This window comes from Arcobacter rhizosphaerae (genome assembly GCF_049472155.1).
GTDB lineage: Bacteria > Campylobacterota > Campylobacteria > Campylobacterales > Arcobacteraceae > Arcobacter_B.
The window spans coordinates 166,681-190,164 of record NZ_JBMOVW010000001.1; the positions used below are offsets into that span (position 1 = coordinate 166,681).

The following is a 23,484-nucleotide window of genomic DNA, read 5'->3' on the forward strand; positions in this document are numbered from 1 at the left end:
CCTTGTATTAAAAGTGATAATAAAACCTAGAAAAAGGTAGATGTTATCTTCTATTCTTTTTTAGTAGATAAATCTAAAGCCTCTATTTTAACTCTTCTTACTTATTGGAACAAGTATTTTAAAAGCAACTCCTTTTTCTTCTTCTTTTTGTATATTTTCTACGCTAATACTACCATTTAGTCTATCCTCTATTATTTGCTTAGACATATAAAGCCCAATTCCTGTACCTTGACTTTGGTGTTTTGTTGTGAAATAAGGTTCAAAGATTTTATCTATTATATTTTCATTAATTCCACCTGCATAATCTTTTATTATAATACAGGCATTTAATAACTCTTTTTTTGATTCTATTTGAACTATTTGTTGGTTTTTGTTTTTATCTTTATATGCATCTTTTGCATTGTTGATGATATTTAATAAAACTTGAATTAATTCATTTTTTATTCCATATATTTCACAATTGTCATTAAATTGTGTTTGAATAGAAATATCATAGCTTTTTAATGATGAATCAGTTAGCTGAATAGCTTTTTCTATAACATTATTTACATGAAAGACTTCTTTATCAGAACTATTTTTAAAATAGTTTGAAAAGTCATCTATTGTTTGAGATAAATAGTTTGTCGATTTTAATATTCCTTCTGCAAATTCACTAAAGTCTTCATCACTTAGTATTCCAAACTCTTTTTTTAGTTTCAAACCAGATGCAGATGAAGTAATAACAGATAAAGGTTGTCTCCATTGATGGGCAATGTTTTTCAACATTTCTCCCATTGAAGCCATCTTTGATTGCTGGAACATGATTTTATCTTTTTCTCTTAATAACTGCTCTTGCTCTTTTAATTTTGTAAAATCAGTAAAAACAGAGATATAATTAATAGGTTTATTATTTTCATCATATACCGTATTGATAGTTACCCATTGATGAAAGAGTTCACCTTTTTTATTTCTATTTGTAATCTCACCTTCCCATGAACCTTTTGATTTTATTGAAGACCATAGATTATTATAAAAAGCTTTTGAATGTTTATTTGATTTTAATATTTTTACTTTTTTATGTAGTACTTCTTCTTCTTTATATCCTGTAATATCTTCAAAAGCTTTATTTACAGATAAAAATCTTGTTTCTAAATCTGTAATAAAAATACCTTCTTTTGTATTTTCGTAGATAGTATCTGATAGTTTTAATTTCTTTAAAGCCTGCTTTCTTTTTGTAATATCAAAAACAATAGAATAAATAAGGTTTTCTTTTTTTAGACTTATTGGTCCTGTATAAACTTCAACATCAATTATTTTTCCTGTTTTGATTTTATGCTTAAAGTTAAAACACTCTTTTTCATCAGTTAAAGCTTTTTGGATATCTTTTTGTAAGTCTTCATAAGGCAGGGTATTTATATCAGTAATATGCAGTTTTTTAAACTCTTTTGATGTATAACCATAAAATTTATTAGCAGCTTTATTTGCTTTTATAATTTTACCTGTTTTTAGAGAGGTTACAAGTACTGGAATTTTATTAGCTTCAAAAAGTTTTTGATATCTTTTTTTACTTCTTTTTAGTTCAAGAGATAATTTTTTGTAATTGATTTTACAAACACCAAATATTTTGTTTCCATCTTTTATAAAAGTATCAATCCATTCTTGGAATTCTTTATTATTTTTTTTGATTTTATACTTTATACTTCTTTTTTCAGTATCATTTATAGTAAGTTTTTCCAAAAAAATATTACGATGACTTTTTTTTATTATTTGAATAAAAGAGTCAATATCTGATAAATTTTTACTCTTATCATACTCTAATAAGGCATTTAAGTCTTTATGCCAGTTTATTTCTTTAGTTTCTAAATTGATTTCGTAAGCAATATCACTACTATTTTCTATTAAGAACTTTAAAAAATTATTTTTCAAATTTAACCCTAGATAATTATTTAAAAAGAATACTACAGTAAAGAAGATTACAAATCAATTTTTCTTTGGATTTTAGATAGTTTTATACAACATTGTTATTAAAATAATTGTATTTAGTATTAATATGTACTTTTTATATGAGTTTGAATGAACTAAATGTTTTACTTTTATTCCAAAATAAACACCAATTAGTGAAGCTAAACCAATAATAGCACCTTCTTGAAATAACATGTGACCATTTAATGATAAAGATGTAAAACCAGCAATAGAAGAAAACACAACAAAAAATAAACCTAAAGCTGTAGCTGCTTTTAAATCATATTTTAAAAAGCCTATTAAAATAGGAGTTAATATAACAGAACCCCCAACCCCAATACTCATAGCTATAATTCCTGTAAAAAAACCAATTAAAAAAAGAGTTAGTTTATTTTTAGAATGTGGTTCTTCATCGTTTAAAGCAGGTGTTATAAATATCTTTATAATTGAAAATATTAATATAGCAATAAATAGATATTGAAGTGTTAAGTTTGACACATTTGAGACAATAAGTCCACTTTGTAGTCCTCCTACAAAACCACCAATACCAATTATTAAACCATCTTTTAAAAAGTTTTTAGCCTTTCTTGAATTTAAAAAAGTTCCATAAATTGATGAAAAAACCATTTGCATTATTGAAATAGCAATTGCTTCTTTCATTACAAATCCAGACATTAAAAGTAAAGGTACAAGAATCATTCCTCCACCCACACCAAAGAATCCTGATATGAAACCTGTTAATATTCCAAAAGATGCTAGCTCTAACATTTTATTTCTTTTTTATAGAGTTCATTGCATTTATAAATTTATTATAATCTTCTTCAAGCTTTTTATCTTTATCACTTACATCAATACCATCTTGTTCTTTTAAAGCAACTTCAAGAACATGAATTCTCTCAATTAGATATTTAAACATTTCTTTATTGATATCAGGTAAATCTCCATGAGCTAATTTGCAGTTTTTATTATCTCTTTTTATAATCTTTGCAGGAACACCAACAGCAGTTGAGTTCTTAGGTACATCACAAACTACAACTGAGTTAGCTCCTACTTTTGAGTTTTTACCAATTATTAGATTTCCTAAAACCTTTGCTCCACTACCTATAACTGCATTTGCTCTTACTGTGGGGTGTCTTTTTCCTTTATCAAGACTTACACCTCCTAGTGTAACACCTTGGTAAATAAGTACGTCATCTTCAACAACTGCTGTTGCTCCAATTACTACACCTATTGCATGATCAATAAATACTCTTCTTCCAATAGTAGCAGCTGGATGAATATCTGTTTTTGAAAATAGTGAAACAATTCCAGATAGAACTCTTGAAAGTTTAGTCCAACCTTTAAGATACAGTCTATTAGCAAGTCTATGTGTAGCTATTGCCCAAACACCTGGATAATTAAAGAAAAGCTCAAAACTTGAATTTAGAGCAGGGTCGTTTTGTTTTGGCACAGAAAAATCTTCTTTTACTTGTTGCCAAAGGCTAATATTTTTTTGTTCATTTAGAATCTTTTCTTTTATTTGTTCATGTATGTTTTTTTCTTCACTCATTATTAACTCCAAGTTGTCTTTAAATAACTATTTTCATTTAGATATTTTTTTAATATTTGATATGTATTAATATCTAAATTTTCTTTTAATTTATCTTTTATCTCTCTTGTATCATAATCAATATCTTCAAGTATATCAATAATTTTTTGTGATTCGATTATCTTTTCAAGTTTTACTTCATCATCTTCAAAAACAATATTTACCTCTGTTGGTTGAGAAAATAAATTATGTTTCATTCCTAAAGTATCTTGATATGCACCTACATTAAAAAAACCTAAAAAATACTCTTCTTTACTAAGATTTACATCATGTAAATATAAAGGTCTTTGAGAATCAAAAGGAAGTTCTCCATCACTATCACAAGTGATATCCCATAAACTAGCACTTCTTGTTGGTTTTTTATCAAGATGAGTTAAAGGCATTACTGGAAATTCTTGATTTATTCCCCAATAATCAGGAAGAGACTGGAACATTGAAAAGTTTAAAAGGTATTTTTCTTGAATATTTTCATCAAGTTTTTTTAGATCTTCATAATCTTCAACTTCAAGTAAAGCAATAGCTTTTTTTATAATTTGATGAGTTAGAATCTCTGCATTTGATCTATCTTGTAAATCTATATAACCTAAATCAAATAAAGTTAAAAGTGATTCCAAGTGATCCATTGCATCATGCATATATTCATAAGCTGTTCTTTTAATCATATCTGTATATAAAGCATTTAACTCAGCAATTAAAGGTGGATTTGTTTCTTTTAAATTTAAGTGTTTTAAATCATATTCAGAAGAAAAAAGTTCAAGAACAGGGGTAATTAAAATAGTAGAAGCAGCTGAAATAAATCTTCCAGATTCTGTAAAAATATTTGGTTCTTCAACGTTTTTTTGTTTAGCAATATCTTTTAATGTAAAAATTACATCACTAGCAAACTCTCTTAAAGAATAATATCTTGTTCTTTCATAAGATGAATACTCTACAGCTAAGCCTCCTCCAATATTTATATTATTTAGGTTTTTAGCTCCTAAGTTTTTAAGCTCTGCATAAATATGACCTGATTCTCTTAAAGCTTTTTTCAAAGGCTTAATAGAGTTCATAGCTGAACCAATATGAAAATGAATCATAGTTAGATATTCTAGTATATTGTTTTCTTCAAGTAGTTCATAAGCTTCAATAATTTCAGTTGATGATAAACCAAATTTTGAGTTTATTCCTCCACTTTTAGCCCAAAGACCACTACCTCCACTATGAAGTCTAACTCTTAAACCTATGTTTGGACAAGGAAGGTTTGTTTCTTTTTGAACTTGAATAATAGTTTCAAGTTCATTTAATCCCTCAATTATAACAGTGATATTATGACCCTTGCTTTTTGCGATAAAAGCTAAGTGAATCATTTCTTTATCTTTAAAACCATTTACTGTAATAGGGGAGTTTGTATTATTGTAAGTCATTGCTATAACTAACTCTGCTTTACTTCCAGCTTCTAATCCATAATTAAACTGTTCACCATTTTTTATTAAAGGGTGTATAAAGTTTGGTAGTTGATTTACTTTTAATGGAAAAACAGCATTAAAACTACCTTTATAATCATACTCTTTAATACTTTTATTAAATGTATTATAAAGAGTAGTTATTTGCTTTTTTGTAATGTGTGGAAATCTTAAAAGCAAAGGACCTTTGAAGTCCTCTTCTCTAATTTGTTTTACAAGTGAAATTAAAGATGGTTTACAGTTGTAATTTACTTTTGCTAAACCATCTTCAATTATGAAGTTATCATCACTCCAAATATCAATACCATAATTATTCAATATTAAAAATCCTCTTGTTTGATAGTACTTTCTTCTCTTTTTTCTATGTTTTTAACAAAAACTGTACCTTCATTTAATTCTTTTTCACCAATTAAAGCAACAATATTTGCACCTTGTTTTTCTGCTAATTTAAAGTGTTTCCCAAATCCTCTTGGTGTATATTCAACAAAAGTTTTTGTAGTTTTTCTTTTTTGAATAGCAAGTTTAATAGCTGTATTTAACGAAGCTTCATCTAAAGCACCAATATAAACTACATCTTCTTTTTCTTCTTTCATTTTAACAAGTTCTAGTAGTCTTTCAATTCCAATAGCAAAACCAACTCCAGGAGTTGGTCTTCCACCCAAGAACTCTACAAGTCTGTCATATCTTCCTCCACCTGCTATTGCACTTTGAGCTCCAATTTCATCACTTACAAACTCAAAAGCAGTTTTAGAGTAGTAATCTAAGCCTCTAACCAAGTTAGTATCTATCTCATATTCTACACCATTGAAATCTAAAATTTCTTTTAATTTTTCAAAATCAGTATCACAAGACTCACATAAATTATGAGTAATTTTTGGAGCATTTACTAGTTTTTCTTGACAAGACTCTACCTTACAGTCTAAAACTCTAATAGGATTAGTTTCAATTCTTTTTTGACAATCTTCACAAAGTTCATCTTTAAATGAATTTAAGTGCTCAACTAGTTTTTCTTTATATTGAGGCATACAATTATGATCACCAAGAGAATTTAATTGAAGTTTAAAACCAATACCAAAGAAATCTAAAATATCTTTTAACATCATAATAATATTTGCATCTTCAATAACAGAATCAACACCAAATACTTCACAACCAAATTGGTGAAACTCTCTTAGTCTTCCTTTTTGAGGTCTTTCATATCTAAACATAGGCCCATAGTAATACCATCTTTGTACTCCACCAGCTCTATCAAGCTTTTTTTCTACAAAGTGTCTTACTACACCAGCCGTTCCCTCAGGTCTCATACAAACATTGTTCTCACCTTTATCAACAAAGTTATACATCTCTTTGTTTACAATATCAGAACTTTCACCAACTGATCTTTTAAATAGTGCAGTCTCTTCTAAAATAGGAGTTTCTATATATGAAAAACCATATTTTTTTGCAATCGCACAAGCATTATCTACAAAATATGTAAAAAGTTTGCTCTCATCATTTACGATATCTTTCATTCCTCTAAGACTTTGAATAGTTTTATTATTTTGCTTATTTGCCATTTAAAAAATCCTCTATTTGTTTTTCTATTTCTTCTATACTTAAACTTGCATCAATAAACTTGTGATTGATACCTAGTTTTTTTATTGTTTCTTTCATTCTATTTTGAATGTTTAATAAATAGTTTATTCCTCTAAGCTCAATGGCATCATTTTGCTTCTGAGATAATCTATGTTTTAATTCATGGGGCGTTAACTCAAGTAAAATTGCATGAGTTGGTAAAGTATTATTAGTCGCTAATAAATTCAATTCAATCATTTTATCAAGTTCAAAAATAGAAGCATAAGCAATTCCTGAAATCATAGATCTATCAGAAATCACTATGTTGTCTTTATTTTTTACAACAACTTCTTCAATATGTTCAGCTCTATCTGCCAAAAATAAAAACATTTCAGCAATATTTGATTTTGCTTCACCATTTAGTGCCATAGTTCTAAGTTTTTGGCCAATTTGTGTTCCACCTGGCTCTTTTGTAAAAATTGCCTCTTTATATTTTTGTTCTAATAATGCAAGTTGTGTTGATTTACCTGCTGTATCTATTCCTTCTATTACTACATACATTCTAATACTTCTTTTGGTACAAGATGTTGAAACTTACCATTAAACCTAATGATTTCTCTTACAATTGTTGATGAAACAAAAGCATTTTCTAAAGTAGGCATTAGATATAAAGTTTCAATTTTATTGTTAATTGATGAGTTTGCATATCCCATTTGAAGTTCATATTCAAAATCAGATACTGCTCTTAAACCTCTAATAATTGTATTAACTTTTAGTTGTGTTGCAAACTCTACAAGCAAGGTATCAAAACCTTCAACTCTAACATTTTTCAAATGTGCTGTTGCAGCATGAGTAAATTTAACTCTATCTTCATGGGAGAACATAGGACCTTTTCTTTCACTTTTAGCAACTGCAATAATTACTTCATCAAAAATATATGAAGCTCTTCTTATGATATCTAAATGACCATTTGTAATAGGATCAAAAGTTCCACTATAAATAGCCTTTTTATATGTTGTATTATCTTGTGTTTCAGACATTTTTATTCCCATCTTTTAAATAAATTATGTTCTATTTTTAATAAATCAAACCATTTTCCAATTAGAAAATTTTCCATATCACTTAAGCTTTTTTGTTCTGAATAGTAGCCTAAAACAGGAGGTGCAATAGTTACACCAATTTTTGAAAGTTTTAACATGTTTTCTAAAGCTATTGGATTAAAAGGCATTTCTCTTGGACATAAAATAATTTCTCTTTTTTCTTTTAGCATAACTGTAAAGGCTCGTGTAATCAAAGAATCAGAAATTCCAACAGAGCATTTTGCTAAAGTATTCATAGAACAAGGCAGTATAATCATCTTATCAACTTGAAAAGAACCAGATGCAATTGGTGCTGCTATATTTGAATCTTCAAAAATAGTTATGTTATCTCTTTGTTCAAGCTCTTTTTTTAAAGATTGTCCTGTTTCTAGTTTTAGTGCAGTTTTTGCACTCTTTGAAACTACTAAAAAAACTTCAATATTTTCTGGGATTTTTTTAATAAAGTTTAACCCAAGATTAGACCCACTAGCCCCAGATATAGCAACTGTAATTTTCAAATGAAACCTTTCTGTTGTTTATAAAGTAAAAAAATAATATCAAAAAAAAGCTTTGAATTCAAACAAAGAAATTAAATAACAAAAAGCACTTGTTTATAATAATCTTTTAAGTAAAAATTAAGAATTTATATAATAACATTTTGTATAAATTTTAAATATCTATATATAAACATAGTGTTTTTATATTAATTTAAATAATATACTTATTGTAAAGGTTTAAATATGTCTAAGAATTTCACATACATAAGAATTAATAAAAATAATGAAAAATATACAGAGGCTCAAAAAGATAGTTTAGATGCATACATCAAAAAGAATAAAATTGATGTTTATAAATGTATTGAAATAGAGATAAATAGTTCTGCTGATGAAAAAAATATTCTTGATCTTTTGAAAAATTGTGAGAGAAACTCTACAATCATAGTTGCTGATTTAAATGTTTTTGGACGTACTGTTGAAAATATTTTAGAGATTGTGAAATTCTTACTTTCTAATAAAATAAGAATACTTGTATCAAATCAAAATTTAGATTTAGTAGATGATAAAGATATGCTAACTCAAATGATTTTAGGTGTTATTTCGATGACAGTTAATTTAGAAAAAGAACTTATGAGCCTTAGAACAAAAGAAGCTTTAAGTGCAAAAAAATTAAGTGGAGTTAGCCTAGGGAAACCAAAAGGGACTATTCAAAAATCTAAATTTGATAAACAAAGAGATAAAATAGAAGAACTTTTAGCTGTAGGTTTATCAGTTCGAAAAATAGCAAAACTACTAGGATACAATAATCATATTGGCTTAAATAATTATGTTAAAAAAAGAAAGATAAGAGAAAATTTGCCAAACACCCTTGATATTGCTAGTTAAAAACAAATATCAAGGGTTTAAAAGATTTACTTTAAAGTAAATCTTTTCTCTCAATAAAGATAAATAAACAACTCCATAAATCATAATAAATCCCTAAATTAAGCACTTCTATGATAAATAAAGATAATAAAAATAGTATAATAAGAGTTATACAATTGAAAATAATATGTATCTTCTGTATGGCAAAAAATAAAGTAATGTAAAGTTTTAAAGATATTAAAAGTTTATATTTTGGAAAAATTGTATAAGTTTTATTTATAAAAAATCAATGTTTACTTTCATTTACTTTCTATTAAATCTTTATTTAATGAACTTAGTTAAGATTTAGTTATAATAAATAAAAGGATTAAAAAATGATTGATTCATTATCTGCTTTAGGTTCATATAGTTATACTTCACAATCAACTAATAAGAATACTTCTGAGTCTTTGTCTTTAGAACAACAAGAAACTATTCAAAATATTTTATCAAATTATGATTCTTCTAATCTTACAAATGCTGATGCTTCTGATATTGTAAATGCATTTAAAGAAGCAAATATACAACCTTCAAAAAGTTTTGAAAATACTTTAGATAGTTTAGGATTTGATGCAAAACAAATAGGTGACTTAGCTGGTGTTGCTCCACATGGACAAGGTGGAATGCCACCTCCACCACCACCTCCAAAAGAAAGCGAAGATGAAATAAGTGATATTTTATCTGAACTTTTATATGGTGATGACGATGATGACTCTTCTAATACAAATAGCTTAAATGCTTATAATAGTAACAATAGTACAACATTTGATAGCCTTTTAGATTATACAAGTAGAATTTTAAACTTAAATGATGAAGCAAAGGACCAAGTAATGGATTTATTTGAAAACTATAAACCTGATAATACAAATTTATCATCAAATGATGTTAGTAATATCGTAAAAAATTCTTTACAAAATATTTTAAGTAATGAAGACAACTACAATAAAACTTCATTTTATGCCTAAATTAAATAAGAAAGATTAATTTGATGATTAAAATTCTTATGATTGAAGATGATCCTGAATTTTCAATATTTTTAGGAGAATATTTGTCAAAATATAATATGGATATTACAAATTTTGAAGATTCATATTTAGGCTTGTCTTCTAATATAAATTCTTACGATATATTGATATTAGATTTAACTCTTCCTGGTATGGATGGACTAGATGTCTGTAAAAAAATATCAGAAAACTTTGATATTCCTATTATAATATCAAGTGCAAGATCAGATATCACAGATAAGGTGTTAGGTCTTCAAATAGGGGCAGATTATTATTTGTCTAAACCTTATGATCCTAAAGAAATGTATGCGGTAATACAAAGTTTATTAAGACGAAAAAAGAAAAATACAAATAAATCAAACTTTGACGAATGTACTACTTTTAATTGGGATAAAAGTAAACAAAAAATAGTTTTCAAAAAAGAAGAGTTGTTAACTCAAGCTGAATATGAGGTTTTAATAATACTTTTAGAAAATAAGAACTCTATAGTTTCACGAGAACAAATAGTAAATGCAACGGTTAGTTTAAGTGACAGATTTTTACTTGTTTTTTTCTTATTAGTATTTATTTATATTTGGATTTTAAAAGCTTTAAAACCTTTATCAACTTTAAAAAAACACATTAGTGAATTTTCTAATAATCAAATAGAAGTTTCTTGTAAAATTAATGGGAAAGATGAAATAGCACAAGTAGCAAACGAGTTTGATAAAACTGCTAAAAATGTTTCATTACTTTTAAATTCAAGACAACTTTTTCTAAGAACAATAATGCATGAATTGAAAACTCCCATTGCTAAAGGAAGAATTGTTAGTGAATTAATTGATGATGAAAAACAAAAAAATAGAATGGTTATTATTTTTGAAAATTTGGATTCTTTAATAAATGATTTCTCAAGAATAGAAAAGATTATTTCAAAAAGTTATAAAATAAATACTAAAGAATATACTTTACTTGAAGTTTTTGATAAGTCTTTTAAGTTTTTAATGCTTGATAAAAATGACAACAAAGTATTATTAGACATAAACGACAAGCATAAAGTTAAAGTTGATATAGATTTAATGGCAATGGTTTTTAAAAACTTAATTGATAATGCTTTGAAATATTCAAGTGATAGAAAAATAAAAATTCAATTAGATAGAAGTTCAATTTTATTTATTTCTAATGGGAATAAATTAGAAAAAGATCTTGATGAATATTTTAAACCTTTTCATAATAGTATAGAGAATAAAAATCATGGAATGGGTTTAGGTTTATATATAGTTAAATCTATTTTAGATTTACACAAAATGAAATTTTCTTATAACTTTTCAAATGATAAAAATATTTTTGAAATAACTTTCAATTAAATTTAAACTATCTTTCATAGTTACTTCATGGAATTTATAGTAAAATAATTGCTATTTATTTATATGGAGATAATATGAAAGTTTTATTAATTAAAGATGTAAAAGGTTTAGGAAAAACTGGAGAAGTAAAAGAAGTAAAAGATGGTTACGGTAAAAACTTTCTAGTTGGAAAAGGTTTAGCAAAACATGCAACTCCTGAGGTACTAAACAGATATAAAGCAGAACAAAGAAAAAAAGCTGAAATAGAAGCACAAGAGATTAAAACAGCAAATGAATTAGCTGAGAAATTAAATTCTACAAAATTAACAATTAAACATAAAATAGGTGCAAATGGACATTTAATTGGTTCAGTAACAAATAAAGAAGTTGCAGAAGCTTTAAAATCAGAGTTTGATATTGAAATTGATAAGAAAAACATCTCATTAAAAACTAAAATTAAAGCTGCTGGAATTTTTGAGGCAGATTGTAAGTTAGGTCATGGGATTCATGCAACATTAAAAGTAGATGTTATTGGAGTTGAATAGATGTTTGACGCTACTACGATACTAGCATATAAAGGTAAAAATAAAGCAGTAATTGGAGGTGACGGACAAGTTACTTTCGGAAATGCTGTTTTAAAAGGTAATGCTACTAAAATTAGAAAACTATATGATGGTAAAATTCTTTCTGGTTTTGCTGGAAGTACTGCAGATGCTTTTAATCTTTATGATATGTTTGAAACTCACTTAGAAAATACAAAAGGTGATTTACTAAAAGCTGTTATTGGTTTTTCTAAAGAGTGGAGAAAAGATAAAGTTCTAAGAAGATTAGAGGCTATGATGATTGTATTAAATAAAGAACATATTTTTATACTTTCAGGAAATGGTGATGTTGTTGAACCAGAAGATGGAGCAATTGCTTCTATTGGTTCAGGTGGAAACTTCGCAATTTCTGCTGCACGTGCACTTGCTAAACATGCTGATATGGATGAAGAAGATTTAGTTAGAGAGTCTTTAATGATAGCAGGTGAATTATGTATTTATACAAATCAGAATATTAAATTATTAAAAATAGAGGACTAATAAAATATGGATTTAACACCAAAGCAGATTGTTGCATATTTAGATGATTATGTAATTGGTCAAAAAGATGCTAAAAAAACTATTGCCTTAGCTTTAAGAAACAGATATAGAAGAATGAGAGTAGAACCAACTCTTCAAGAAGAAATTATGCCTAAGAATATTCTTATGATAGGAAGTACAGGTGTAGGTAAAACAGAAATTGCTAGAAGACTTGCTAAAATGATGGGATTACCATTTGTAAAAGTGGAAGCTTCAAAATATACAGAAGTAGGTTTTGTAGGAAGAGATGTTGAATCTATGGTTAGAGATTTAGTTTATGAGTCAATAAATATCGTAACTAAAGAGTTTGAAGATAAAATTAAAGATAAAATTGAAGATGAAGTAAACAAAAAGATTATTGAGAAGCTTGTTCCTCCTCTTCCTGAAAGTGCTACAGAGAGTGCAAAAGAGTCATTTATCAAAACATATAATTTAATGGAATCAAAGCTTTTAAAAGGTGATCTTGATGAAAAGAAAATTGAAATAGAAGTTCCTAAAAAAAGCCATGTAGAAATTATTGATTCTGGTATGCCAATGGATATGAGTTCTATGCAAGAAAGCCTTAATAAAATGCTAGGTGGACTTAATAAAGAAAAAATCAAAAAAGAAGTTACTATAAAAGATGCAAAAATTCTTTTAAAAGGTGAAGCAAGTGAGTCACTACTTGATCAAGAAGCTATTAAAATTGAAGCTATAAAGAGAGCTGAATCAGGTGGTATTATTTTCTTAGATGAAATTGATAAAATCGCTTCTGGTAAATCAAATCAAAACCAAGATCCTTCAAAAGAGGGTGTGCAAAGAGATTTATTACCAATTGTTGAAGGAAGTAGTGTTCAAACTAAATTTGGTCAAATTAAAACTGATCATATCCTATTTATAGCTGCTGGAGCATTCCATGTATCAAAACCAAGTGATTTATTACCAGAGTTACAAGGAAGATTCCCTTTAAGAGTTGAATTAGAATCATTAGATGAAGAAGCACTTTATAAGATTCTTACAAATACTAAGAACTCATTACTTAGACAATATAAAGCATTATTAGAAGTTGAAGGTGTTGAGTTAGAGTTTGATGATGAATCAATTAGAGCCTTTGCTAAATATTCTGAAACTGCAAATGAAAAAACAGAAGATATTGGTGCAAGAAGACTTCATACAGTTATTGAGAAAGTAATTGAAGATATCTCTTTTAATGCAGATGAAAAACAAGGTGAAAAAGTAACTGTAACAAAAGAGTTAGTAGAAGAAAAACTTGATAAGATTGTTGATGATGAGGATATTGCGAGATATATTCTTTAATATTTAAAAAATTAATAATTTTTTAGTTAGAATAAAGAATAATTGATTTTTTTGGGAGAAATAATATGAAAATAGTTACATTTTGTGAAGTAGAAGAGTCTTTATTTGGTGATAATCATGAAGTTGAGCACTTTCATAGTGGTTCATCAGGTGAAGCCCAAATTGTTGTGTTAGATATTAATTCTATTTTTGAGTTTGAAGAAAATAAGTCTAAAGTTTGTGCTGATAAATTTGTATCAATAGCTGTTGTTGAAGATGATGGAGATTATGATGCTTTTAAAAATTTTGGTATTGACGCATGGATAAAAGTAGAAGATATTTCTCAAATTAAAAATCTTATAAATTTAGTAGAAAAAAGATTTTTATCATAAAAAGGATTTAATATTATACTTGACACACACTGTCATTTAGACAATGAAAAATTTTATGAAGATGTTCATGAAGTAATACAAAATGCACTATCTCATGGAGTTAAAGGTTTTTTAATTCCAGGTGCAGATTTTAAAGATTTACCGCAGGCAGTAAAATTAGCAGAGCAATATGATGAAGTATATTTTTCTGTGGGTATTCATCCTTATGATGTAGAACAGTATGATGAAGAAGTATTAGAACAATATATAAAACATCCAAAATGTATTGCTGTTGGTGAGTGTGGATTGGATTATTTTAGACTCCCTGAAAATGAAGAAGAAAAAATAGCATATAAAAAAAAGCAAAAAGAGGTTTTTATTTCGCAAATACAATTTGCTAAAAAAGTAAATAAACCTCTTATTGTTCATATAAGAGATGCTTCAAATGATTCAAGACAAATTTTAGAAGAGTATCAAGCTAAAGAAGTTGGAGGTGTTCTTCATTGTTATAATGCAAGTGAACATCTTCTTCCTTTAGCTAATCATGGTTTTTATTTTGGAATAGGTGGGGTTTTAACTTTTAAAAATGCTAAAAAATTAGTTGAAGTACTTCCTAAAATTCCTAAAAATAAATTAATTATTGAAACAGATGCTCCATACTTAACACCACATCCTCATAGAGGAAAAAGAAATGAACCTTACTATACGGTTTTTGTTGCAGATAAAATGGCAGAACTTTTAGATATGTCAAGAGTACAAATAGAAGAACTTACTACAACTAATGCAATAAGATTATTTAAAGAGTTTTCTAGTATATCTTAGATATAATGTTTACTATTTAAACAATAGTAAACTCTTTAAGTAAGATAAATATTCATCTTATGCATAAACTTTAATAAAATTTTATAAAGAGTCTTAATAAAACATAGGAGAAGACTTGAGTTTTCTTAATAAAACAATAAAGTATAGTATAAACACTAGTTTAGTTATAAGTGCAGTGATATTTACTGGATGTTCTTCAAAACAAAGCTCTTATTCTGGTGGTGGATATAGCAGCCAAGCAGATATTAGTACAGTATATAAGCCAACTACAAATACAAAAATTAGAAATTCTAAAGCAATGCATAGGGCAACTCTTAGACCATACAGTGTATTTGGTGTAAGATATTATCCAAAAGTAGAAAAAGTAGGACAACAGTTAAGAGGTATTGCTTCTTGGTATGGACCTAAATTTCATGCTAAAAAAACTTCAAATGGTGAAATTTACAATATGTATGCAATGACAGCAGCACATAAAACATTACCAATGAATACCATGGTTAGAGTTGATAACTTAGAAAATGGGAAAAGTGCAATTGTAAGAGTTAATGACAGAGGTCCTTTTGTCTCAGGAAGAATTATTGATTTATCAAATAAAGCAGCTCATGCAATTGGAATGGTAAGAAAAGGTACAGCACAAGTAAAAGTAACAGTATTGGGTTATAATGGAGAACTTCAAAATCACAATGCACCAATAAAAGAGTCTGTATTTACAAATGTAGCAAAAAAACAAGAAGAAAAAATAGGTACACCCATCGTAAAAAATCAACCAGTTATAGAAAAAATAGAACCTATGCAAATTGAAGAGAAAACTATTGCAAATGTAGGAAAGTATAATATTCAAGTGGGAGCTTTTGGTAGATTAGAAGGTGCTATGCAGACTAAAGCAAAATACGAAGCATTAACTAATGGAAACTATAATGTAAAAGTAAAAAAAATTCTTTCAGGTAGTAAATATTTACACAAAGTTTTTATTACTGGATTTGATTCATATAATCATGCACAACTATTTAAAGATTCAAATAGTTTAAACGGTTTGATATTAGAAAATTAAGGTTAAGATAATGGTAGAAATTGATAGAAAAACAAGAGAAACAGATATAAAGTGTAAATTAGAAGTTAATGGTGAGGGAAAATCTAATATAAAAACTGATGTAGGTTTTTTTGATCACATGTTAGAAGCTTTTTCAAAACATAGTGGGATAGATTTAGAACTTTCATGTGATGGAGATTTACATGTTGATGCACACCATACAGTTGAAGACTGTGGAATTGTAATAGGACAAGCTTTAAAAAAAGAGATTTTTCCTATTCAAGCTGTTGAGAGATATGGAAATGCAACAGTTGTAATGGATGAAGCGGCTGTTTCTTGTGCTTTAGACTTATCAAATAGACCTTATTTAGTATATGAAGTAAATGTCGATGGAAAAGTAGGAGAGTTTGATGTTGAGCTTGCAGAAGAGTTTTTTCATGCAGTTTCAAAAAATGCAGGTTTAACAGTACATATTATAGAAGATAGAGGAAGAAATAAACACCATATTTTAGAAGCTGCTTTTAAGGCTTTTGCAGTTGCACTAAGAAGAGCACTTGTAAAAAATGAAAGACTTGGCATTCCAAGTACAAAAGGTGTTTTATGATTGAACTTATAGTATTAGATGTTGATGGTACTTTAACAGATGGAAAAATTACTTATACAAATAATGGTGATGAATTAAAATCTTTTGATGTTGCTGATGGTTTAGCAATTGCTACTTGGACAAAAAAGCTTGGGAAAAAAGCAGCTATTATTACAGGTAGAACATCTCTTCTTGTAGAAAGAAGAGCAAAAGATTTACAAATTACACATTTATATCAAAAAGTTCATAATAAAGATGAAATATTAGAAAATATTTTAAAAGAAGAGAATTTAAATTGGGATCAAGTTGCAGCTATAGGTGATGATTTGAATGATTATAAAATGCTTAAGAAAGTAGGTTTCTCAGCAACTCCTGCAAATGGAACTCATTATTTAAAGGGTTTTGTTGATTTTGTTTGTGAAAATAAAGGTGGTGAGGGTGCTGTAAGAGAAATGATTGAATATATAATTAAGCATGATGGATTAGAAGAGGAATACCTTGCAGCATGGGTGTAAATATATTTGTAAATGCTTTATTGGTTTTAGCTGTAGGTATATATTTTATTCCAGTTGAGAATAAGAAGACAAAAGAAAATATAAAAGATATTCCTTTAGTAGTGTTTGAAAAACCAAAAATGTTTACTCTTTCACAAGAAACTTTAACTAGAGTTGTAATTGCTAATAAAGCTATAAAATATAAAAATAGAGATGAAATGTTTAATGCAAATATTGTAATCAAAAATGAAAAACCTCAAAGAGGTTTTTTTGTTGAAAAAGTTAAAGCTGATTTAATAATAAGTCATGGAGATATTTTAACATTTAAGGATAATGTTAATTATCAAAAAGACTCTTTTATAAATCTTAACACAAGTAAATTATACTATAACACGAAAGAAAAAATTGCTTATAATGATGTATTATATGATGGAAATTATTATAAAAATATAGTTAAAGGAACTGATTTATATTTAAATTTAATGAATAATTCATTAAAGTCAAAAAATGTACATTTTGAAATAGATATGAAAAATTAAAGAAAAGGTTTATGATGAAATATTTAGCTGGTTTACTAGTTTGTTCAACGCTTCTTTTTGCGCAAACACAAAAACTTGTTATAGATGCTCAAAAATTTGAAGCTAGTGATTCTAAAGGAATTTCTACATTTACAGGAAATGTTAAAATTCAAATGGGAAAAGATAGGTTAGAAGCAAATAAGGTAGATATATATTTTGTTTCAAAGAAAGGAAGTTCTGTAAGAACTCCTTCAAAATATATTGCCACAGGAAATGTAAAGTTTCAGTTAATAACAGCTCAAAAACATTATGTTGGAAAAGGTAATAAGATTATATATTCTCCTTCAAAGCAAGAATATACAGTACTTGGAAATGGATTTTTACAAGAAAAAAATGATAATAGAAAAATATATGGCGATAAAATTTATGTAAATCAATTATCAGGTGAGGCAAAAGTTAGTGGTAGTGAAGATAAGCCAGTTAGATTTATCATAAATATTGAACAAGGTAAGGAAATTAAATAATGAAAATAGTTGAAGCTTCATTTATGAAGTCAGCACAAAGTATAGGAGATTCTCCAAGTCCTGATATGGCAGAAGTAGCCTTTTTAGGAAGAAGTAATGTTGGAAAGTCATCTTTATTAAATACTTTAACAAATAGAAAAGGTTTAGCAAAATCTTCATCAACACCAGGTAAAACACAGTTAATTAATTACTTTGCTATTAAGTTTAAAACAGAAAATGAAGAGATTCCATATCTTTATGCAAGGTTTGTGGATTTACCTGGTTTTGGATATGCTAGAGTATCAAAAAGTTTAAAAGCTGCATGGAATAAAAACTTAACAGGGTATTTAGAAGAGAGACCAAATTTACAAGTATTTGTTCATTTAATTGATTCAAGGCATCCAAACTTAGAAATTGATAAGAACGTGGATGAGTTTTTAAAAACTCATAAAAGAGGCGATCAAATTATTATCAATGCTTTTACAAAAACTGATAAATTAAAACAAAATGATTTACAAAAATTAAAAAGAGCATATCCTGATGGAATATTTGTATCAAACTTAAAAAAAAGAGGGATGTTAGACCTTCAAAAAGCAATAACGGATCATTTATTTGGAAATCAAATTTTTTAAACCTGATGTAACTCATATAGCTTTAATGCAAGAGTTAGTAAAAGAAGAGGTTGATAATGGAAATATTCTTTTACGTACAGAAGATGAAATGGCTAATACTATTAGATCATATACTGTAGTCGAAGTAGATGGTGTAATGGCTGGATTTACAGCTTTACATATACATTCAGCAAGACTTGCTGAAGTTAGAAGTTTAGTTGTTTCAAAAAATTTTAGAGGCCTTAAGCTGGGACAAAAACTAGTTAGTGCCTGTATCGAAGAGGGTAAGAAATATAAATTAGAGCAAATTTTATCACTTACTTATGAACAAGGCTTCTTTGAAAGTGTAGGTTTTAGGAAAATAGAAAAAGAAGATATTCCAGAACATAAAATATGGGCAGATTGTATAAGATGTAAACATTTTCCTATTTGTGATGAAATAGCGATGGTTTATGATTTATAAGAGATTAATTTAAGTATTTAGTTAAAAATTTATTAGTATGTTGATACATATCAATGATACTAATTCTCAATTATTATAATATTCCTAAAAAAAGGATTATTATGAAGTTTTCACAAAATAAAAATGCTTTCATACCTAAACAATCTTGGTGGGAAAGATATACTTCTCAATCCCATCAGCTTTTCTTTTCAAGTGCCATAGTATTTTCAATATTTATCATGCTTTTAACTTTTTTGAGTTTAAAGGGTATTATAAGTATTGATTTTTCTCTTATTCATAGCTTTGGTTTAAACTATGCAGTTTTTACAAATGCTTTCTTAGGATTTTTAGTTACAGTTATTCCAAAATATAATGCTCATCCTGAAATAAAAAAAGATGAATATCTTATACCTTGGGCTTTATTTCAAATCTTTGTTTTTATTACAATTTTTGTTAGTGCTATGTTAGGAAAAATTTTAATAGCTTTTATTATGATGTATTTTTCATATATTTTTTATAAGATAATTAAAAATTCAAAAGCAACAGATAGAAAAGATTCTATTTTAATAAATAGCATTTTCATAATTGGAGCTTTAATTTTACTAATAGAGGCTTTTACTTCTATCTCTTTATCATATTTATCTTTTTATGCTTATTTGTTTGCGATGGTAATAATTGTAGCTTTAAGAATGGTTCCTATGTTTTATTTTAATGTAACAGGAATAAGACCTTGGGTGAAGCCTAAGTATACAAGAGAAGCTATAGTAGTATTACTTTTTCTTTTAGGAGTTAGTGTTCAATTTAATTTAATTCTATTTTCAATAATTGTAAGTTTTTTTTGTTTAGTTCTTTTTACTTATATAGTATTAAAGTTAAATGTATATAAAAAAACACCGGCAATTATGAGTGTACTTTCTTTTGCTTTTTTATATTTACCAATAGGATTTTTAGTTTTATTCTTTGAGAGTTTATTTGAACTTTCAACTTTAAAACTTTCATTTCATATATTTGCTATAGGTTTTATAACTACACTACTTATAGGATTTGGAAGTAGAGTTACTTTAGGTCATGCTGTACCTGCTCAAACTATATATGCTGATAGATTAACAACAGCACTTTTTGTATTTACTCAAATTGTCTTACTTCTTAGAGTTGTTGCTTCTTTAAGTTTTATGATGGATTATACTATTTTTGTGAATTTACTATATGTAAGCTCTTTTGCTTGGATAGTACTTTTTGTAGTGTGGACTTTTAGATATGGTAAGATTCTTTTAAGATTTTAGAAATAGAAATAAGGATAAGTTTTATACTTATTCCTATATTTCTAACTTTTTATTTTTAGTCTTAAATATACTTTATACTTTAACTTATCAAGCTTGATTGATAACTCTTCAATATCTTTTGCTTCAAGTTTTACTAACATTTTCTTAAAGTCTCTGATTTTTTCATCAGTAATATCAACTATTAATAAATCTTTACTTGAAAAAGAGTTGCTGTTAACAACATCAATCATCTCTTGAATACTCTCTTTAGTAACCTTTTTATAAAGCCTTCCATTTCTATGGTAAACCTTATCAAAATAACCTTGTTCTTCAAAACTCATGGTTTTACCTTTATACTTTTGATTTTCTTTAATTTGTATATAAATTATAGTAAAAACTATATAATGGTTTTATTATTTAGAAGATTACTTTAAATTATAAATTCTACCAAGCTTCTGACATGAAGTAATAAATGCAATAAAAGAGCATAATTCTGATATTTCTTTATCTGTAAAGTATTGTTTTAATATTTTAAAATGTTCATCACTTATACTTTTATGGTCAATCGCAAAATATTGTGCAAAAGCAATAGTTATATTAGTTTTCTCATCTAAATTTTTATCTATATTTCCAGCTTTTACTTTACAATATTCACACTCATTTTCAAAAGCTAAAGCTCTTCTAATTTGTTCTAACATATTTTTATCAATAGAAGATGAATTAAAAAGTGCATTTTCTAAATTATTCCAATTTTCTAATATATCTTTATTATGACCTATTAACTTTTCAAAGGGTGTACTTCCATTCTTTGATAATTCAATTCTCATTTTAAACCTTTAGATAAAATAATGTATTTTATCATAAAAATCATGTTGACAAGATTTAATCAACCCACCACATTCTTGCATAAAGTCCAAGTGTTGATGTATACCCAACTTCGCTAAATTTTAGTGTTCTATTTTCATCATAGATTAGTGTTGTAGGAAAGCCTTTGATATTGAAAGTTCTTGAGTAGAAACCATCTTCATCATTTACTACTTTGAAACTTAGATTATGTTTTTTTAGATAGTTTTGTATCTCTTGTGTTGAGCCTGATTGAGTTGCTATTGTGATTACTTCATAATCTTTTGAAATTTTTTCTATATTACTTGCTTCTATTTCACAAATAGGACACCATGTAGCCCAAAAGTGAACTAATACAGGTTTATCTTTTGGTATATCATATTCGCTATTATCTAGTAGTTTGTAACTTGTGTAGATTAAGTCATCTTTGTTTAAATCTTGTGATTTGTAGTAACTTAGTACATTTAAAGCTATAGCTAGAATGATTATAAATTTTATTGATTCTTTTAAATATTTTTTTAGTTTAGGATTCATTTATTACCTTGTTTATTTGCTTTCATATCAAAGTTTGAAACTTTGATATGATTTTAGCTTTTCTTTGTAAAAAGATTGTTTATTAGATGATTTTATGTAAGTGGTTTTTGATAATAACAGGTACAAAAAACATAGATACAACATAAGATATAAGTGTCCCACCAATAAGTGCAACCCCAAGTCCACCAAATACAGCATCAGTTGCTAAAAGTGAAGAAGCAAATACCATTGTTAAAACTGTAAGGATGATAGGTTTTGACCTAGTTGCAGTTGCTTTTGCTATTGCTTTGTTTATTTCCATCTTTTCTTCTATAACTAATTGTTTTGAAAAGTCTATGATAAGAGTAGAGTTTCTTGAGTTAATACCAATAAGCCCAATAAATCCTATCAAAGATGTAGCAGTTAAATAGAAGGTATCAGTAGTGAAAGCATCCATTATTATATGTGCAAAAATAACTCCTATGATTGATATAAAACTAGCTAAAACTATTCCTCCTGATAAGGCAAAACTTTTATAATACATAACCATTAAAAAGAAGATTAAAACAATAGCTATTATAAATGCTCCTCCTAAATCTCTGAAAGTATCAAGTGTTACTTTAAGCTCTCCATCAAATACTAAATCAAATCTTTCATTTGTTTTTTTATCTATGAAAGCCAGGTTTAGCATATTTGTTTTGATTACTTCATAGTCACTACTTAAATCTTCAAGCATTTGTGTTCTAGCATCTAAAAGAGGATAGATTTGGCTATCTTTATTTGTTTCTGCTATTACATTTATCATTTGATTTAGATTTTTAGATGTAAGTTCTGGTTCTTTTATCACTTCTTTTATTGTCACGAACTCAGATATACTTATCATAAATCCATTTTGATTCATAACTTTTAAGTTTTGAAGTTTACTATTTAAAGACTCTTTATTTTTAGTATTAAGTAGCCTTGAATTATCAAGTCTTAAAAATATTGGTATTTGATTTTCAGCTTTGTTTTCATTTACAACTGAAATAGGTATACCCTCATAAGCTATATAAAGTATATTTTTTATTTGCTCTAAGCTTACGCCACTTTTTATGATTTTGTTGTTATCAAGTTTTAGTTCATACTTTATAAAATCACTACTAGCCATAATATCAATATCAACTAAAGTTGCTTGTTCTTTTAAGATTTTTGCTATTTTTATAGAAAAATCTCTTCTATTTTCAAAGCTATCTCCCCCATAAATCTCAGCAACAATAGAAGCCAATACAGGAGGGCCAGCTGGTAGTTCTATAAACTTGATATTTGCTTCATATAGTGAACATTTTGCTTTAACTTCTTCTCTTAGATTTGATACAAGATTATAGCTTGTGATATCTCTATTATCAGCTTTTTTGATGTTTACCATCATTTCTGCTTGCCATTGTTTATTTTTTAAAGCACTTTGTTTTACAAGTGCTGCAAAGTCTAAAGGTTGTCCTTCACTTAAAAATACAGAAATATTAGTAATATTTTCATTTTTTTGAAGTTCTTGAGAAATACATCTAGTCACTTCTTTTGTATGATTTACGCTATATCCATCTTTTAGGTTTACATATACAGAAAAAGTATCTGAATCTTTACTTGGAAGCATTTTAGCTTTTGTAATTTCAATAGGAAATGTAGCTACACTTAAAATAAAAAGTATAAGTGTAATAAGATAAACTAAGTTTGATTTACTTTTTGATTCAAGTATTTTATTTATAAAGTTTTCTAATTTTATCATT

28 protein-coding genes are annotated in these 23,484 nt (G+C 27.0%); 16 read left to right on the forward strand and 12 right to left on the reverse strand.

All coding sequences use genetic code 11. The annotated features are described in order from the left end of the window. Positions 1-87: 87 nt before the first annotated feature. The 8 genes from ACH5BH_RS00800 to ACH5BH_RS00835 all read right to left on the reverse strand — a co-directional run bounded on the left by ACH5BH_RS00800 (position 88) and on the right by ACH5BH_RS00835 (position 8,122). Positions 88-1,905 (reverse strand): PAS domain-containing sensor histidine kinase, encoded by a 1,818-nt coding sequence (locus ACH5BH_RS00800; RefSeq protein ID WP_423297137.1) that lies wholly within the window; start codon positions 1,903-1,905, stop codon positions 88-90. A gap of 72 nt (positions 1,906-1,977) precedes the next feature. After that, positions 1,978-2,709, reverse strand: a complete 732-nt coding sequence (locus ACH5BH_RS00805; protein ID WP_404304356.1) for a sulfite exporter TauE/SafE family protein — start codon at positions 2,707-2,709, stop codon at positions 1,978-1,980. Between the two features lies 1 nt (position 2,710). Continuing rightward, entirely contained in the window at positions 2,711-3,427 is a 717-nt protein-coding gene (cysE, locus tag ACH5BH_RS00810) for a serine O-acetyltransferase (protein ID WP_404304662.1), read from the reverse strand. A 65-nt stretch (positions 3,428-3,492) separates the two neighbouring features. Then, on the reverse strand, positions 3,493-5,292 hold the full coding sequence (gene speA / locus ACH5BH_RS00815; RefSeq protein ID WP_423297407.1) for a biosynthetic arginine decarboxylase: 1,800 nt from the start codon (positions 5,290-5,292) through the stop codon (positions 3,493-3,495). After that, complete coding sequence (hisS, locus tag ACH5BH_RS00820) at positions 5,292-6,527, reverse strand: histidine--tRNA ligase (RefSeq protein WP_404304355.1); 1,236 nt, start codon at positions 6,525-6,527, stop codon at positions 5,292-5,294. Before hisS ends, speA begins: the two co-directional genes overlap by 1 nt. Then, positions 6,517-7,086, reverse strand: a complete 570-nt coding sequence (gene tmk, locus ACH5BH_RS00825) for a dTMP kinase (protein ID WP_404304354.1) — start codon at positions 7,084-7,086, stop codon at positions 6,517-6,519. The genes hisS and tmk overlap by 11 nt, the downstream gene beginning before the upstream one ends. Next, complete coding sequence (gene coaD, locus ACH5BH_RS00830) at positions 7,077-7,565, reverse strand: pantetheine-phosphate adenylyltransferase (RefSeq protein WP_404304353.1); 489 nt, start codon at positions 7,563-7,565, stop codon at positions 7,077-7,079. Before coaD ends, tmk begins: the two co-directional genes overlap by 10 nt. A gap of 2 nt (positions 7,566-7,567) precedes the next feature. After that, complete coding sequence (locus tag ACH5BH_RS00835) at positions 7,568-8,122, reverse strand: UbiX family flavin prenyltransferase (protein WP_404304352.1); 555 nt, start codon at positions 8,120-8,122, stop codon at positions 7,568-7,570. A gap of 222 nt (positions 8,123-8,344) precedes the next feature. Here ACH5BH_RS00835 and ACH5BH_RS00840 point away from each other — a divergent pair, with 222 nt between their 5' ends. The 16 genes from ACH5BH_RS00840 (at position 8,345) to ACH5BH_RS00915 (ending at position 20,386) form a co-directional block, all read left to right on the forward strand. Continuing rightward, positions 8,345-8,986, forward strand: coding sequence for a recombinase family protein (locus ACH5BH_RS00840; RefSeq protein WP_404304351.1), 642 nt, complete (start codon positions 8,345-8,347; stop codon positions 8,984-8,986). Between the two features lie 353 nt (positions 8,987-9,339). Next, a complete protein-coding gene (locus ACH5BH_RS00845; protein WP_423297138.1) occupies positions 9,340-9,969 on the forward strand; it encodes a hypothetical protein in 630 nt (209 codons plus the stop codon). Between the two features lie 23 nt (positions 9,970-9,992). Further along, positions 9,993-11,354, forward strand: coding sequence for an ArsS family sensor histidine kinase (locus tag ACH5BH_RS00850; protein WP_423297139.1), 1,362 nt, complete (start codon positions 9,993-9,995; stop codon positions 11,352-11,354). Positions 11,355-11,428: 74 nt separating this feature from the next. Further along, entirely contained in the window at positions 11,429-11,878 is a 450-nt protein-coding gene (rplI, locus tag ACH5BH_RS00855; protein WP_404304347.1) for a 50S ribosomal protein L9, read from the forward strand. Beyond that, positions 11,879-12,415 (forward strand): ATP-dependent protease subunit HslV, encoded by a 537-nt coding sequence (hslV, locus tag ACH5BH_RS00860; protein ID WP_404304346.1) that lies wholly within the window; start codon positions 11,879-11,881, stop codon positions 12,413-12,415. A 6-nt stretch (positions 12,416-12,421) separates the two neighbouring features. Then, complete coding sequence (gene hslU / locus ACH5BH_RS00865) at positions 12,422-13,750, forward strand: ATP-dependent protease ATPase subunit HslU (RefSeq protein WP_423297140.1); 1,329 nt, start codon at positions 12,422-12,424, stop codon at positions 13,748-13,750. Positions 13,751-13,815: 65 nt separating this feature from the next. After that, a complete protein-coding gene (locus ACH5BH_RS00870) occupies positions 13,816-14,121 on the forward strand; it encodes a hypothetical protein (RefSeq protein WP_404304344.1) in 306 nt (101 codons plus the stop codon). A 12-nt stretch (positions 14,122-14,133) separates the two neighbouring features. Then, positions 14,134-14,922 carry a TatD family hydrolase gene (locus ACH5BH_RS00875; RefSeq protein WP_423297408.1) on the forward strand — a complete coding sequence of 263 codons (789 nt, stop codon included), beginning with the start codon at positions 14,134-14,136 and terminating at the stop codon, positions 14,920-14,922. Between the two features lie 115 nt (positions 14,923-15,037). Then, complete coding sequence (locus ACH5BH_RS00880) at positions 15,038-15,973, forward strand: septal ring lytic transglycosylase RlpA family protein (RefSeq protein ID WP_423297141.1); 936 nt, start codon at positions 15,038-15,040, stop codon at positions 15,971-15,973. A 10-nt stretch (positions 15,974-15,983) separates the two neighbouring features. After that, positions 15,984-16,556, forward strand: a complete 573-nt coding sequence (hisB, locus tag ACH5BH_RS00885) for an imidazoleglycerol-phosphate dehydratase HisB (RefSeq protein ID WP_423297142.1) — start codon at positions 15,984-15,986, stop codon at positions 16,554-16,556. Further along, positions 16,553-17,050, forward strand: a complete 498-nt coding sequence (locus ACH5BH_RS00890; protein WP_423297143.1) for a KdsC family phosphatase — start codon at positions 16,553-16,555, stop codon at positions 17,048-17,050. The genes hisB and ACH5BH_RS00890 overlap by 4 nt, the downstream gene beginning before the upstream one ends. Next, the gene (locus tag ACH5BH_RS00895) at positions 17,041-17,568 is read left to right on the forward strand and encodes a hypothetical protein (protein WP_423297144.1); all 528 of its coding nucleotides are present in this window, start codon (positions 17,041-17,043) and stop codon (positions 17,566-17,568) included. The genes ACH5BH_RS00890 and ACH5BH_RS00895 overlap by 10 nt, the downstream gene beginning before the upstream one ends. A gap of 14 nt (positions 17,569-17,582) precedes the next feature. After that, on the forward strand, positions 17,583-18,071 hold the full coding sequence (gene lptA, locus ACH5BH_RS00900; protein WP_404304339.1) for a lipopolysaccharide transport periplasmic protein LptA: 489 nt from the start codon (positions 17,583-17,585) through the stop codon (positions 18,069-18,071). Then, positions 18,071-18,682: a ribosome biogenesis GTP-binding protein YihA/YsxC gene (gene yihA / locus ACH5BH_RS00905; protein ID WP_404304338.1), complete on the forward strand. Its 612-nt coding sequence runs from the start codon at positions 18,071-18,073 to the stop codon at positions 18,680-18,682. Before lptA ends, yihA begins: the two co-directional genes overlap by 1 nt. Then, positions 18,663-19,124: an N-acetyltransferase gene (locus tag ACH5BH_RS00910; RefSeq protein WP_423297145.1), complete on the forward strand. Its 462-nt coding sequence runs from the start codon at positions 18,663-18,665 to the stop codon at positions 19,122-19,124. Before yihA ends, ACH5BH_RS00910 begins: the two co-directional genes overlap by 20 nt. Before the next feature lie 101 nt (positions 19,125-19,225). Continuing rightward, the gene (locus ACH5BH_RS00915) at positions 19,226-20,386 is read left to right on the forward strand and encodes an NnrS family protein (RefSeq protein WP_423297146.1); all 1,161 of its coding nucleotides are present in this window, start codon (positions 19,226-19,228) and stop codon (positions 20,384-20,386) included. A 41-nt stretch (positions 20,387-20,427) separates the two neighbouring features. Here the strand turns inward: ACH5BH_RS00915 and ACH5BH_RS00920 are convergent, their stop codons facing one another. The 4 genes from ACH5BH_RS00920 to ACH5BH_RS00935 form a co-directional block, all read right to left on the reverse strand. Continuing rightward, on the reverse strand, positions 20,428-20,706 hold the full coding sequence (locus ACH5BH_RS00920) for a hypothetical protein (RefSeq protein WP_404304335.1): 279 nt from the start codon (positions 20,704-20,706) through the stop codon (positions 20,428-20,430). Positions 20,707-20,790: 84 nt separating this feature from the next. Then, a complete protein-coding gene (locus ACH5BH_RS00925; RefSeq protein ID WP_404304334.1) occupies positions 20,791-21,192 on the reverse strand; it encodes a carboxymuconolactone decarboxylase family protein in 402 nt (133 codons plus the stop codon). A gap of 55 nt (positions 21,193-21,247) precedes the next feature. Next, positions 21,248-21,742: a redoxin domain-containing protein gene (locus ACH5BH_RS00930; protein WP_423297147.1), complete on the reverse strand. Its 495-nt coding sequence runs from the start codon at positions 21,740-21,742 to the stop codon at positions 21,248-21,250. An 82-nt stretch (positions 21,743-21,824) separates the two neighbouring features. Beyond that, positions 21,825-23,483, reverse strand: coding sequence for an efflux RND transporter permease subunit (locus tag ACH5BH_RS00935; protein ID WP_423297148.1), 1,659 nt, complete (start codon positions 23,481-23,483; stop codon positions 21,825-21,827). Between the last annotated feature and the right edge of the window lies 1 nt (position 23,484).

Excerpts from the sequence above, each read along its gene's own strand:
- ACH5BH_RS00805 (WP_404304356.1), bottom strand. The coding sequence starts at position 2,709 with ATGTTAGAGCTAGCATCTTTTGGAATATTAACAGGTTTCATATCAGGA.
- hisS (WP_404304355.1), bottom strand. The coding sequence starts at position 6,527 with ATGGCAAATAAGCAAAATAATAAAACTATTCAAAGTCTTAGAGGAATG.
- tmk (WP_404304354.1), bottom strand. The coding sequence starts at position 7,086 with ATGTATGTAGTAATAGAAGGAATAGATACAGCAGGTAAATCAACACAA.
- coaD (WP_404304353.1), bottom strand. The coding sequence starts at position 7,565 with ATGTCTGAAACACAAGATAATACAACATATAAAAAGGCTATTTATAGT.
- ACH5BH_RS00840 (WP_404304351.1), top strand. The coding sequence starts at position 8,345 with ATGTCTAAGAATTTCACATACATAAGAATTAATAAAAATAATGAAAAA.
- ACH5BH_RS00845 (WP_423297138.1), top strand. The coding sequence starts at position 9,340 with ATGATTGATTCATTATCTGCTTTAGGTTCATATAGTTATACTTCACAA.
- ACH5BH_RS00850 (WP_423297139.1), top strand. The coding sequence starts at position 9,993 with ATGATTAAAATTCTTATGATTGAAGATGATCCTGAATTTTCAATATTT.
- rplI (WP_404304347.1), top strand. The coding sequence starts at position 11,429 with ATGAAAGTTTTATTAATTAAAGATGTAAAAGGTTTAGGAAAAACTGGA.
- hslV (WP_404304346.1), top strand. The coding sequence starts at position 11,879 with ATGTTTGACGCTACTACGATACTAGCATATAAAGGTAAAAATAAAGCA.
- hslU (WP_423297140.1), top strand. The coding sequence starts at position 12,422 with ATGGATTTAACACCAAAGCAGATTGTTGCATATTTAGATGATTATGTA.
- ACH5BH_RS00870 (WP_404304344.1), top strand. The coding sequence starts at position 13,816 with ATGAAAATAGTTACATTTTGTGAAGTAGAAGAGTCTTTATTTGGTGAT.
- hisB (WP_423297142.1), top strand. The coding sequence starts at position 15,984 with ATGGTAGAAATTGATAGAAAAACAAGAGAAACAGATATAAAGTGTAAA.
- ACH5BH_RS00890 (WP_423297143.1), top strand. The coding sequence starts at position 16,553 with ATGATTGAACTTATAGTATTAGATGTTGATGGTACTTTAACAGATGGA.
- ACH5BH_RS00895 (WP_423297144.1), top strand. The coding sequence starts at position 17,041 with ATGGGTGTAAATATATTTGTAAATGCTTTATTGGTTTTAGCTGTAGGT.
- lptA (WP_404304339.1), top strand. The coding sequence starts at position 17,583 with ATGAAATATTTAGCTGGTTTACTAGTTTGTTCAACGCTTCTTTTTGCG.
- yihA (WP_404304338.1), top strand. The coding sequence starts at position 18,071 with ATGAAAATAGTTGAAGCTTCATTTATGAAGTCAGCACAAAGTATAGGA.
- ACH5BH_RS00915 (WP_423297146.1), top strand. The coding sequence starts at position 19,226 with ATGAAGTTTTCACAAAATAAAAATGCTTTCATACCTAAACAATCTTGG.
- ACH5BH_RS00920 (WP_404304335.1), bottom strand. The coding sequence starts at position 20,706 with ATGAGTTTTGAAGAACAAGGTTATTTTGATAAGGTTTACCATAGAAAT.
- ACH5BH_RS00925 (WP_404304334.1), bottom strand. The coding sequence starts at position 21,192 with ATGAGAATTGAATTATCAAAGAATGGAAGTACACCCTTTGAAAAGTTA.
- ACH5BH_RS00930 (WP_423297147.1), bottom strand. The coding sequence starts at position 21,742 with ATGAATCCTAAACTAAAAAAATATTTAAAAGAATCAATAAAATTTATA.
- ACH5BH_RS00935 (WP_423297148.1), bottom strand. The coding sequence starts at position 23,483 with ATGATAAAATTAGAAAACTTTATAAATAAAATACTTGAATCAAAAAGT.